This is a genomic window from Flavobacterium sp. JAS (assembly GCF_020991455.1).
Taxonomy (GTDB): Bacteria; Bacteroidota; Bacteroidia; order Flavobacteriales; family Flavobacteriaceae; genus Flavobacterium.
Genome location: NZ_JAJMOX010000025.1, coordinates 1 through 14,336, shown reverse-complemented (window position 1 = coordinate 14,336; position 14,336 = coordinate 1). Strand labels below are relative to the sequence as shown.

Annotated in this window: 8 protein-coding genes; all 8 read left to right on the top strand. The window is 29.9% G+C overall.

Annotated elements, in window-relative coordinates:
* A partial coding sequence (locus LPB88_RS23480; RefSeq protein WP_230718197.1) for a condensation domain-containing protein occupies positions 1-1,674 on the top strand: 1,674 nt, incomplete at its 5' end.
* A 71-nt stretch (positions 1,675-1,745) separates the two neighbouring features.
* Positions 1,746-2,432: a thioesterase II family protein gene (locus tag LPB88_RS23475; RefSeq protein WP_230718195.1), complete on the top strand. Its 687-nt coding sequence runs from the start codon at positions 1,746-1,748 to the stop codon at positions 2,430-2,432.
* Between the two features lie 2 nt (positions 2,433-2,434).
* Positions 2,435-4,060: a cyclic peptide export ABC transporter gene (locus LPB88_RS23470; RefSeq protein WP_230718193.1), complete on the top strand. Its 1,626-nt coding sequence runs from the start codon at positions 2,435-2,437 to the stop codon at positions 4,058-4,060.
* A 17-nt stretch (positions 4,061-4,077) separates the two neighbouring features.
* Positions 4,078-8,523 carry a non-ribosomal peptide synthetase gene (locus LPB88_RS23465; RefSeq protein WP_230718191.1) on the top strand — a complete coding sequence of 1,482 codons (4,446 nt, stop codon included), beginning with the start codon at positions 4,078-4,080 and terminating at the stop codon, positions 8,521-8,523.
* A gap of 11 nt (positions 8,524-8,534) precedes the next feature.
* Positions 8,535-9,185, top strand: coding sequence for a 4'-phosphopantetheinyl transferase superfamily protein (locus LPB88_RS23460; protein WP_230718189.1), 651 nt, complete (start codon positions 8,535-8,537; stop codon positions 9,183-9,185).
* Between the two features lie 6 nt (positions 9,186-9,191).
* Positions 9,192-11,126 (top strand): alpha/beta fold hydrolase, encoded by a 1,935-nt coding sequence (locus tag LPB88_RS23455; protein ID WP_230718188.1) that lies wholly within the window; start codon positions 9,192-9,194, stop codon positions 11,124-11,126.
* Between the two features lie 233 nt (positions 11,127-11,359).
* Entirely contained in the window at positions 11,360-12,322 is a 963-nt protein-coding gene (locus LPB88_RS23450; protein ID WP_230718186.1) for a cupin-like domain-containing protein, read from the top strand.
* 258 nt (positions 12,323-12,580) lie between these two features.
* A partial coding sequence (locus tag LPB88_RS23445; protein WP_230718183.1) for an AMP-binding protein occupies positions 12,581-14,336 on the top strand: 1,756 nt, incomplete at its 3' end.

Genomic DNA, 14,336 nt, shown 5'->3' with positions numbered 1-14,336 from the left:
GTGGCACCAAGAAATGAAACAGAAGAAAAACTGGTTGTAATATGGCAGCAAGTATTAGGAATTGAAAAGGTTGGAGTAATAGATAGCTTTTTTGAATTAGGAGGACATAGTTTAAAGATTACCAGATTAATAAGTGAATATTACAAGGTGTTCGACGTAAAAATGTCTTTAAAAGATTTATTTATTAGCGAAACATTAGAATCGCATTCGGATTTAATAAAGGCTTCTAAGAAAAATGAATACGTAGAAATTCAGAAAGTAGAAGACAACGAAAGTTATATAATTTCAGATTCTCAAAGAAGGTTTTGGGTATTAAGTCAATTTGAAGAAGAATCAGCTGCTTTTAATATGCCGGCTTATATCGAACTGAATGGGAATTATGATATAGAAAGTTTTAAAAAAGCTATTTATCATGTTGTAGACAGGCACGAAATTTTAAGAACGGTATTTAAAGTAGATGATTCCGGAGAAATCAGACAATGGATATTATCTAAAGAGGAATTAGATTTTAAGATCAATTATTTAGATTTCAGAGGAAAAGAAGAAAACGAACAATTTGTAAAGAGTTATATCGAACAAGATTCCTATAAATTATTTGATTTAGAGAAAGGACCTTTATTAAGAGCATCACTCATTCAATTATTAGATGACAAATATGTTTTTTATTATAATATTCACCATATAATAAGTGATGGTTGGTCTAATGATGTACTTATAAAAGATGTTTTTACTTGTTATGAAGCATTTAAAAAAGGAGAAAACCCAGAGTTACCACATCTTAGAATTCAATATAAAGATTATGCTGCCTGGCAAAAAAAGCAATTGGAAGAAGAGTCATCTCAACTTCACAGGGATTACTGGCTAACTAAGCTTTCAGGAGAATTATCAATATTAGAATTGCCAACTTTTAATAAACGTCCGGCAGAAAAGACTAATAAAGGACGCATGTTAGGATTGTATTTATCTAAGGAAATAAGTTCAAAACTTAAAGACTATTGTCAGCAAAATTCAGGCACATTATTCATGGGTTTAGTAGCTTCTGTTAAGGCAATGATTTATAGATATACAGGGCAGGAAGATATTATTATTGGAAGTCCAATTGCGGGGAGAGAGCATTTTGATTTAGAAAATCAAATAGGATGTTATTTAAATACCCTTGTATTGAGAAATGAGGTAAAAGGGAACGATAGTTTTAATGATTTATATGCAAATGTCAAACAAACAGCCTTAGATGCTTATACACATCAAAAATATCCATTTGATCGTCTGGTAGAAGAATTAGATTTAAAACGAGATTTTTCCAGGAGTGCCATTTTCGATGTTTTAATTGTTTTGCAAAATAACGGCGATAAAAAGAAGAGCATTACATTGACTAATGATATAGCAGATAGCATAATAGATTATGGAGTTGCCAGCAGTAAGTTTGATTTATCATTATATTTTGAAGAAATAGATGATAGGCTCTCTTGTATAGTAGAGTATAATAGTGATGTTTATGATAATGATTTGATGGAGCAATTTCTGAAACATTATAAAATTATGCTTTTAAAATTATTAGAACAATCGCACCAACCTATCGCAGCTATTGATTATCTATCAGGAGAAGAGAAAGAAAAGCTTCTTTGCACCTTTAATAATATTAAATATAATCCTGAAAAATTAACTGCTATATAACTCTTTAATGAGATGTAATATCTAAAAAAAAATAAAAGACTTAATCAAACAAAATTAAAATTATCGGCCCAATGAAAATTATAGCATTCACTTTTGCAGGAGGAAACAAGCACTCTTTTCAAATTATTGCCAAAAACATCGAAAACTTTACTGTTATAGAATATCCGGGCAGAGGATTTAGAATGGGTGAAGACCTGATTACTGATATAGATTCGCTAATTGAGGATTTATTTCAAAAAGTTAAATCTGAAATATCTCAACATCAGGATTATATTATTTATGGGCATAGTATGGGGGCTTTGCTAGGGTATTTATTATGCCAAAAAATTGAAGAATTAGGCTTTCAAAAACCTGCAAAATTAGTTGTGAGCGGAAGAAAACCACCAGTTACAAAAAGAGAAAATCTATTTTGTCACTTACCAGATAATTTGTTTTGGGATGAAGTTGTTAAAATTGGTGGTATTCCTGATGAATTAATCAATAATCAGGAATTAATCGAGTTTTTTACTCCTATTCTAAAGGCAGATCTTACGATTGTTGAAGTATATAAATATCAGAAAAAAAATAAACTGAATATTCCTATTGATGTTTTCTATGGTTCTGAAGAATCTACCGAAGATGAAATGCAAGGTTGGGAAGAGGAATCAAATGAAAAAATTTCTATAACTCAGATGAAGGGAAATCATTTTTTTATTTTCAAGCATGCTACTTTTTTTACACAATATTTTAAAAATCTTACACAGAAACTAACCATTTAATTATGTTAAAAATTTCAGCAAAGAATATTCTATTTCTGATTTTATATTCAATACCTAACACAATTCTGAGTTTCGGAATTTTATTTATAATCAATAATGTGATTTCAGGTAATATTGAATTTCAAGGTTATTACATGGGAATTGTCTTCGGGTCAATTGTAGTTTATACTTATTTATTGAATATTATTTTTCAAAAAAGATTAAACCAGTATTCGTATAAGATTTTATATGAAAATGAAAGGAAAATTTTTGACAAATTTTTAAATACCCCTTTGATTACCCTCGAAAAAATGGGATCACATCGTTTCTATACAGCTATTGAAGATATACGGGTATTTTCTTTACTTCCGGACGTAGTTACTCAATCTATTAATTCAATATTGATGCTGCTTCTTTGTATGTTATATCTCTTTACCTTATCAGGTTATGGAGCACTAGTGATAGTGGTATTAATCATTGGCATTGGGGGAATATATTTTTTAGTGATGAATATGATGTCACCTAAAATAGCCATATTAAGAAAATACAATGATGAATATTATAAATATGTACAAGATATTGTAAAAGGATTTAAAGAGCTGAAAATTAATCCTAAAAGGAGAGATAATTTAAGAAATAATCATCTTAATCCAAACAGAGGAAGTGCAAAAGAGCTGGACCTTAAAGTAAATTACATTTTTCTATCTATTAACCTAATTAGTCAATATGGTCTTTACATGGTTATTGGTGTGATTCTTTTTTTATTACCGGCTATTAATTTATTAAAAAAAGAGGATGTATTATCTTATGTAGTTATACTGCTGTTTATCAATGGGCCAATCAATAATTTGATAAACCTGCAGAGTATATATACTCGTTTTATGGTAGCTAATAGAAGGATTGTAAATTTTTTAAATGATTTTAAGAATGAAAGCACAGAGCCTTATGTTGCAACTGGTTATCATGAATTTTCATCATTAAAATTTAGTGATATAGAGTTTAATCATCAAAACGAATTATTAGAAAAAAATTTCATACTTGGCCCTGTTAATGTGACAATTAATAGTGGTGAGACCATATTTATTGTTGGAGGAAACGGCAGTGGTAAAAGTACTTTTATTAATATGTTGACGGGTCTGTATGAACCGTCTAATGGAGAAATTCAGATGAATAATACTATTGTAAATTCAAAGGCACAATTGCAAGATACAATGGCAGCTGTTTTTACAGAAAATCATATATTTTCATTTAACTATGATGATTTTACTTTGAAAAATAACAAACATTATCAAGAGTTATTGGAATTGATGAAAATGGATAAAGTAGTCGTTGATGATGATGAAGAATCTGCAAGACGATCCTTTTCTAAAGGGCAAAGTAAAAGAATGTCATTGATTCTCGCTTTGTTAGAAGATAAACCAATTTTAGTTTTAGATGAATGGGCTGCAGATCAGGATCCTCATTTCCGTAAATATTTTTATGAAAATCTATTGCCAAAATTAAAGGAAGAAGGTAAAACAATTATAGCAGTTACCCATGATGATACTTATTTTAAACATGCTGACAGAATTTTAAAATTTGATTACGGTAAAATTATCATGGATAAAAAAATTACTGATAATATAGAGTTGGATTCAATATGGAAATAGTGTAAAAATAGATTTTAATGAAATTGACATTACCACAACAAGATATTTATTTCGAACAATTATTGTTTCCTAATGACCCTATATATAATATTGGGGCAAAAATCGAAATTAAAGGAAAAGTAAATCCTGAGATATTCAAAAAAGCATATTTTGAATTGATTAATCAGCATGATGCTTATAGAAGTATCATTATAAAAAATGAAGAAAATATCAGTATTAAATTACTGGATGAACATCAATCAGAATTAGGATTTGTTGATTTTTCAGATTGCACAGATTCGATTGGGCAAACGACTAGTTATATGCAAAAGGAATTTATGAAGCCTTTTAATTTATCCGGAGAAAATCTTCTTCATGTATTTACCTTGATAAAAGTTAATGAAAATCTGTATTATTTATTTTCCGTTTATCATCATATTATAACTGATGGTTGGGGAACTTCATTAATGTTTCAAAGATTAGTTCGAAACTATAATGAAATTTCTCAGTTTAATGAAGTAAAATCAATGTATCCTTTTAGTTATAAGGATTTTTCAATCGATGATTTTCAATATCAAAACTCAGAATCATTTAATCTGGATTTAAAATATTGGTCTAAAAAGTTTAAAACGTTACCGGAGAATTTGTTTGAAAAGAAGATTGAATCTTCACTAATCAATAAAAGCAGTCGTAAAGAATTAGTTATAAAAAGAGAGGTATATAACAAGCTAAATGCGTTAGCTTCGAGCTATAAATGTTCCTCTTTTCATTTGATTTTGGGCATTCTGTATTCTTATTTTGGAAGAAAACATGAAAATAATGATTTCGCTATTGGTTTGCCTGTATTAAACAGAAATAAAGCTGCTTACAAAAAAACAGTCGGACTTTTTATGGGGATTTCCCCTTTAAGAATTGGATTAGATTTTAATGCTACTTTTCAAGATTTAATACTTGACATTAGAAATCAATTACGAAAGGATTATCGCCATCAGCGTTTACCATTAGGAAAACTCATTCAGGAACTTGGATTGTACAATCAAAAAGAAAGATTATTCAATATCACACTTTCTTATGAAAAACAAGATTATGCAAACCATTTTTTAAATACTCAAACTAAAGTAATTCCGTTAAGCCATCAATCTGAGCGTGTAGCCTTAGCTATTTATATTAGAGAGTTTGATGAGATGGAAGATGTCAAAATTGATTTTGATTATAATCTGAATTATTTTGATGATTTTAGTATAACACAGATTGCTGAGCATTTTGAAAATTTAGTTCATCATGTTTTAGATTGTCCTGATAAAAAACTAAAAGAATTAACTTATTTAACTAAAAAAGAAGAATATCAATTGTTAAGTCAATTCAATGATACAAACGTTGATTACCAGAAAGACAAAACAATAATAGACTTTTTTGAAGCACAAGTACAAAAAGCACCAAATAAAGAAGCAATTAAGGATGACTATAAATCTTATTCTTATGCAGAACTTGATAAGTTATCAAATCAAATAGCTCAATATCTTATTGAAGTTTATGGACATAAAGATAAATCACCTGTAGCCGTTGTATTAGAACGGTCTGCAAATATGGTGATAGTTCTGCTAGGGATATTAAAATCGGGTAGATCTTATATTCCTTTAGATCCTTCCTTCCCAAAAGAACGCTTAAATTATATTGTCAATAATAGTCAAAGTAAAATCGTTATTAACGAAAAAGGTTATGAATTAGAAAAAGCTGATGATGTAACAATATTGCCATTAGAAAATATTTTGGCAGATATTAACAAATTTAGCGGTGATCGATCCGCAACAATTTGCTCTAATGATACAGCATATATAATTTATACTTCGGGTTCCACAGGAAATCCGAAAGGTGTTCAAATTGGACACCAATCATTGCTTAATTTTTTGTGCAGTATGCAACAAAAACCGGGAGTTAGTTCAAATGATATATTATTTTCGGTTACCACTTATTCATTTGATATTTCGATTTTAGAGTTTTTTGCTCCTTTAATTTCCGGAGCCACTTTGTATATTGCAACTCAGGAAGTTTTGAAGGATCCTTTTATGATTATTCAAAAAATAAAAGAGATACAGCCAACTATAATTCAAGCTACACCAAGCTTTTACCAAATGCTGTTTAATGCAGATTGGCAAGGAAGTAAGAAGTTAAAAGTGCTTTGTGGCGGAGATTTATTAAGTGAAGCATTAGCAGAAAAGTTAATTGAAAATAGTTTAGAAATCTGGAATATGTATGGGCCTACTGAAACTACTATTTGGTCCAGTTTACGAAAAATAGAACACCCAAAAGAATCTTCTAATATTGGAAAACCAATAAACAATACACAGTTTTATATTTTAGATAAATTTTTAAGCCCTAAACCAATAGGAACTCCGGGCGCAATTTATATAGCAGGTGATGGTTTGGCAAAAGGATATTATAATAATGAAATATTAACAAAGGAGAAATTTATAGAAAATCCATTTGAAGCCTCTGGTTTATTATATGAAACTGGAGATATTGGTAAATGGAATGATAAAGGGGAAATAGAATTTTTAGGAAGAAATGATAATCAGGTTAAAATACGTGGGTATAGAATTGAACTTGGAGATATAGAGTCACAATTAAATCAAATAGAAGGAATCAAAGAATCTGTAGTAATTGCTAAAAAAGTGAATCAGCAAGATCCTTTTTTGGTAGCTTATATTTTAATGAATAATGACGTAATTGATTCAGAAAAAGTTATTAAAGTATTGAAAATGAATCTTCCTTACTACATGATTCCTAATACAATCATTACTTTGGAAGAATTTCCGCTTACTCCAAATAAAAAAATAGACAGGAAATCTTTGTTGGAGAGAGAGATTGAACAAAATGTAAATCAGGATGATTTTAAAGCTCCTGTTTCCATTTTAGAAAAAAAACTATCTCACTATTGGAGAGAAATATTAAATAGCAAAGCGCCCATAAGTGTAAATGATAATTTCTTTGCACTTGGAGGACATTCATTACACGCAGTTAAGTTGGCAGGATTAATTGCGAAGGAGCTTTCTTTTACTATTTCTGTAAAAACTATTTTTGATTATCCCACAATTGAGCTATTGTCAAGTTATCTTCAGGAGCTTAAACCGGATTTATGTATTGCCATACCATTATGTGAATCTAAAGATTTTTATAGTTTAACACCCTCACAAAATAATATTTGGCTCGCATGCCAACAAAAAAACATGTCAATAGCTTACAATATGTCAGCAGCTTATTGGATAGAAGGCATTGTAGATTTGGATAAAATTGCAAAATCAGTAAATACTATAATTAGTAAGTATGAGGTCCTGAAAACTAATTTTATTGAAATCAATGGAATTCCTTATCAAAAGATTAATTCTTTAGATACAGACAGTTTTGAAATTACAAGTATTAAACTAAAAACCGAAAATATTGCGGAAGCTATAAATCAATTCAGTAATAAGGAGTTTATACTAGAAACAGATTTACTACTCAGAGTTCAGGTTCTTCAGTTAGAAACTGGTCAGTTTATACTGCTTTTTTCGACGCATCATATTATCATGGATGGTTTATCATTAGAAATTTTTGTCAAAGAGTTTATTAACAATTACGATGAAAACGCCACTATAGAAATACCAAAAGAAAATACATTAAGTTTTCAATTTAAAGACTATACAGAATGGTTTAATGAAGATTTGAAATTAAATGCCATTAAAAATGAGATCTTCTGGAAAAAATACCTTGAAAAATATCAGTATAAAGATTCTTTTGAAAGAGACTTTGGTACAGAAAATAACGAGCAAAATGCAAATAGATTTCAGTTTGAACTAACTGCTGATACAACTTTAGAACTAAAAAAAATAGCACTTGAGCAGCAAGTTACATTATACACAGTTCTAATGACATCATTAAATTTTTTGATTTTTAAAATTTCCAACCATCATGATATTTGTATAGGCACAGTGAACGCAGGAAGAAATATACCAGCTTTAAACGATCAGATTGGAATGTTTGTCAAGACGCTTGTTTTAAGAACGCAAATAAAGTCAGGGCAAACTTTCATTGATATATTGAGGAGTACTCAAAACGATTTATTATTGATATCTGATTATCAGGACATTCCTTTTGACAAATTACCTCAATCTATCTTTGATGTTATGTTGGTTTATCAGAATCCGGAATTGTCATTTGATGCTATAGACGCATTTAATGATTTTAAATTAGTTTCATATCCGGTTGAGCACAAATACAGCAGAATGCCTATTGCATTTAATTGGTTTGAAAATGATAATAAACTGAATTGTAGTATAGATTATAATTGTGATTTATTTGAAGATGATACAATTCAAATTATTGCTCAAAAGTATAGTAATCTTTTAAATGATATATGCGAGTCCCCGTTTACAGACATAGATTTAATAGATCTTAAATTAGAGTTTGAAAAGAATATGCCCTTCGATTTTGATTTTAATTTTTAACACTTACAATTTTGATTTACGTCTACTATTCTTATTTATCTGAAGAAAATCACGAAAGTTTATTGAAAAATGACTTACCAAAATTCCCACTCCATTATCAAGAGAAAATCAAACGATATAGAAGATGGGAGGACGCACAATTATCGCTTTTAGGAAGAGTATTATTGTTTAAAGGCATTGAAGAAATATACAATTATAATGCCTACGATAAAGTAATGCAACATACAAAATATAACAAACCTTATTTTGAAGATAATTCAATCCGGTTTAATATCTCACATTCCGGAGAAATTGTGGTTTGTGTATTTGGGAGCGAGCATGAAGTAGGAATTGATATTGAAATGATCTCAGATATTAAAATAGAGGATTTTAGATTTCAGATGACTAAAACGGAATGGGACAATATTACTTTTTCAAAGAATAAGCAAAGAGCTTTCTTTGATTACTGGACTCAAAAAGAAGCTGTCATAAAAGCGCATGGTTCTGGGTTGACAATTCCTCTCGAATCATTTGAGATTTTAGATAATACAACTACAATCAATGATGAAAAATTTTCTTTAAAGAAAATAGAAATAGACAAAAAATATAAATGTTATATCTCACTAAAAGAAAATATCAGTGAAATATCAATAAAAAAATATAATATAAATCCAATAATTTAATTAATAATGAAAAATTTACTAAGACTAATTTTGTTGCTTTGTTTTTTCCCAACATGTTTGTTTTCTCAAAGCAATGCTTATAAAATTGAAAAAACAAAGTCTTTCTTTGCTGAGGATAAAATTCTGACACAAGAAACTATAGAATGGAAGTATTTAAATGTTCCTGAAAATTGGGATAAGCCAGACGGAAAAAAAATAAAAATTGCAGTTGCAATTTTAAAATGTACCTCAAAAAATATAGATGCAAATCCTGTTGTATTTGTTGCCGGAGGACCAGGAGCTAGTGGTATTAGTGCAATCTGGATGTGGCTACAACATCCTTTACGAAAAAGAGGTGATATTGTTTTAATGGACATAAGAGGTACCGGTTATTCTTTGCCTAAATTTTGTCCTGATTTAGGAAAGAAATTTTTAGAAATACTGGCAAAAAACCAAAATGCTTCACAAGATGAGCAGCAAAAAATTATCGCTGCGACGTCCTGTCAACAAGATCTGTTAAGTCGGGATATTGATCTGCAGGCCTACAATAGTAAATCAATCGGTAAAGACTTAAATGCTCTAAAAACTGCTTTGAAATATAATAATTGGAATGTTTATGGAGTGTCTTATGGCACCTATACAGCTCAGGTTTATGCAAATGATTTTCCTGCGGATATAAAATCATTGATTTTAGATTCTTCAGTTTCAGATATCAGAGAGTATTACAATCATAATACCTCAAATTACATGAATAGTCTTGAAAAAGTTTTTGATGCATGTAAAAATGATCCTAATTGCAATAAAAATTATCCTAATTTAGAAGAGACTTATTATGAAACACTGGAAAAGCTGAGTAAAAATCCTATTACCGTTAATGTAAGTCAAAAAATAATCCCTACCGGAAAGTTCACTTATAATGTAGAGGATTTTAAAATTTCTATTCAACAAGCGTTATATAATGAGAAATTAATAGAGGTATTACCCTTATTAATTACCGAATTTAACAAAGGCAATAAAAATACCTTGAGTTCTTTAGTAGCTGCTTTTTCAGCTGCTTTAGTTTTAGATTATGGGCAGTATTATTGTGTGAGCTGTAACGAGGCAATACCTAATAATTCAATTTCGGCATTTGATAAAGATGCTGCTAATTATAAAAAACTAAAAGGTGGATTATCTTTTTATAAATCGGACTTTTTAGTATGTGATAAGTGGAATTTAGGAAAAGATAAGCCAACTTTAAATGATTTATCTAATCTATCAACATTAACGGCTCCAGTATTGGTGTTTTCCGGAGCATTTGATCCAATTACTCCCGCTTCAAATGGAAAAAATACAGTAAAAAAATTCAAAAATGGTTTTCTTGTAAATGCTCCAATTTCCGGACATGCACCTAGTTTTTCAGGTATTGGATTTAATATTGTAGATGGATTTGTAAAAAATTCTGCACAAAAACCGGATACAAAAGAATTTGAATTACATAATAAAGTTCATTTTGTTACAGATGTAAAAGTTAGTGATGGGGTTTCGAACTTTGCTAATAGTGTAAAGGAAGTTAACCCACTATTTTTTGTTCCCTTTCTTATTGCGATCATTATTTTATTGATATCAATTTTAAATTTTTGTTACACACTTATTAGAAACAGAAAAGATAGTATTCAAAATAAATTAATGAAAATTTTACTTATCATTAGTTCTGCTTTGGGCTTGCTAGCTATTATTGGTCTTGCTTTAGCTTTTGACAGTACAGCTCGTGACAATTTTTTCATACTTGCTTTTGGAATACCAAATAAGTTTGCGTATCTCTTTGTTATTCAATGGATATTTCTACTATTTACGATAATTTCAGTATTCTATTTTTTACTTAAAATTAAGGTTATTTCAAAGAGAAGCATTCTCGCGACAATTTTATTTTCATTAGTTCTTATCGGTATTTATTTCCAGTATTGGGGCTTTTTATTTTAAAGAATGAATTTCGATTCTGCGCATTTAAGAGTAAGATTTGCTTTAGTTCTAAATTGCCTTATTGATCTAAAAGTAAATATTATTCATGAGGGATTATTCTACAAACAGCATATTTTAAAGTAAGGTTTACGTTGAGTTGTAGGAGAACATCAAAAAGGTATGATAAGTAAAAAATTAAATAATTTACCCAAAAGAGTTAAAATATTAATAACAATAACATAAAAATGATAGATATGGAAAATACTGTTGAAGAGCCTAAAGTAAAAACAAAATTTGATGGTTTTGGGGATGATTTATTCTCAATTATCCCTGGAATTGAACATGCCGGTGAAGTACCGGTTGTTAATGCAAGTGAGTTAACCGAAGAAATTTTTTATAAGAATTGGGTATCATATAACAAGCCATGCCTTGTAAAAGGAGCTGTAAAAAATTGGCCGGCAGTACAAAAATTCAAAGACCCCGATTATTGGCTGTCAGTGTGTGACGATTTTGAAATTAAAATATTTCCTCATATGAATCATATTGACAGAGAAAGACTTCTTAAAGACAGTGAGGATATTTCGTTTCATGATGCGATAAAGCGACTTCATAGAAATGAGGATTATATTTTTAGCATACCAGCTGAAACAATCACAGAAGACAATAAGTTCTCAAAGTTAATAAAAGAAATACCGGGTTTTTCTTTTCTTTCTAGTACGATAAAACCAAGAGGATTCGCTCATAGAAGATTTTTTATGTACCGAAGAGCATCTACTGCATGGCATCATCATTTGATTGATGAAACTTTAATGTGTCAGATTAATGGTACAAAAAAAGTAGTTTTATTGCCTCCTGATATGCCAAATGTAAAAAAGGTAACAGAATTCTTTATTGAAGAACTTAATTTATCCGGAAAAACCCTGGATAATATTGATTTAAAACCAATCATTGCTTGTGTTGAGGAGGGTGACGCTTTATATATTCCTCCATATTGGCATCATGCAGTTATTCCAGTTGATGGAGAAGTAGGATTTACCTATGCGCATTGTTGGAAAAGCCCTTTATACAAATTTGGAGATTTTTCAAATTATTTCGTTCGTCGATTTTATTTCGGTGGTTTATGGCCAATTAAAGGAATATCTCTTGTCATGCCAGTATTGGGAGTGTGTTCTGGGATATCATTTGGATTTAGAAAAATGATTAATGTGTTTAAGTAAGAAAACACAATGTTTTCCAAGCGAACTTGATCTGTTTGTAATAATTTAAAACATCAATCAACTTATGGACTTGCAACAAAAGGCCGGAGAAATTTTCTCAGGCCTATGCAACACTTATGGTTTTAATTAGCCCAAAAGTTATCTCACATCTTAGCCACAGGCTGGAATATTGAAATTGAAAAACTACATTAATTAGTTTGAAATTCTGTTTAAAAAATGGTCGCAGCGTAGTTGCTGGAAAATATGAATGTTAAATTTATGGATAAGAATACGGAGTTAAGTAACGTTAATTTGGCTTTAAAATATTGGAAGAAAAAAACATTAAATAGAGAGGAAGTTCTTGGGATCAAACAGAAACAAAATAATCTGCCTTGTGTCATTATTAATGCCAGGGAACTAAACTATTTTAATACCCTTACCAATAAAAACCCAATCGCTCAATATACTCTAATAAGTGCAATTTATTCTTTTTTGCTAAGGAGATTAATTAGTGAATTTGATGGTTACGTTGTGTCAAAGTATGATGAAGGTAAGTCTTTGTTTATGTGTTTCCCCGTAGATTTAAATACATCATTTAAAGAATATCTTCAAAAAGTAAAATATGAATTTTTAGAGACATTAAAGTATTCAGACTATAATAAGGATGATTTATCCGAAAAGATAGGTTTTAACGATTTAAGTATTTTATCTAATTACGGTATTGGGATTAACAATGAAACTAATTTAGGTTGTAATGGTATTTCATTTAATGTAAGAATAAATAAGAATGAAAATATAGAGATTAACGTTTCTTATGCGGAGGGTTTTGTAAAGAATACAATTGTTGAGTATCTGGTCAAACATTTTGAGCAGTTTGTAGTTAATTTAGAAAACAATATTGTTTGTAACTTATCGGATTATAGTTTACTGTCTGAAAAAGAAAAGTATCAATTATTAGTAGATTTTAATAATACTGCTGTAATTTATCCGAATGATAAATCAATAGTTGATTTATTTCAAGAGCAAGTCGCTAAAACGCCAAATAAAATTGCTGTTGTATTTGAAGAATCGGAATTAACCTATTCTATATTAAACGAAAAAGCCAATCAGTTAGCCAATTATATTTCTTCTAAATATATTATAAATAATGGAGACATAATTGGTGTTCTTTTACCTAAATCTGATTTTGGAATCATTTCATTACTGGCAATATTAAAGTTAGGCGCAGTTTATTTGCCAATAGATCCTAATTATCCCCAAGATAGAGTTGACTATTTGATAAAGGACAGTGCTTTAAAATTACTAATAGTTGATAATGTCAAGTTAGATATTGATAATTGCGATACATTAGCTGTAAGATCAGTAGATTTAGATTTCAATGGTTGCGAAAATATCAATGCAGTTATTTCAGCCAAAGATATAGCATATGTAATTTACACATCTGGTTCCACAGGACAACCTAAAGGAGTAATGGTTGAGCATAGCAGTACCATAAACATGTCTTTAGACCAGATTAGGACTTTTGAAATTACCGAAGCTGATAAAATGGTATGGTTTGCTTCTGTTGCTTTTGATGCTTCCATATCAGAGATTATGATGAGTTTGTACAGTGGTGCTGCTTTGTGTATTCCGAGTGAAGAAACCATTAAGGATAAAGAAGAGTTTGTACAATTTCTAAAACAAACACAATCAACCGTTGTAACTTTTCTTCCGAGTTATTTAGCTTTATTAAGCAGTGAAGATATCTCAGGACTAAGATGTATTATTACTGCCGGAGAATCAGCTGATCCCGGTACAGCCCTGAGAGTTACAGCATCAGGAATTGAATATTATAATGCTTATGGTCCTACAGAGTGCGCCGTTTGTGTATCTATTTATCAATCAAAAGGAAATGCTGTAGAGAAAAGAGTTATTCCTATCGGTAAACCTATTTCTAACACCCAGATTTACATCTTAGATGATTCCCTGCAGATTGTTCCAATAGGAACACCCGGAAAGCTGTTTATATCAGGCGCGGGAGTAGCCCGTGGGTATT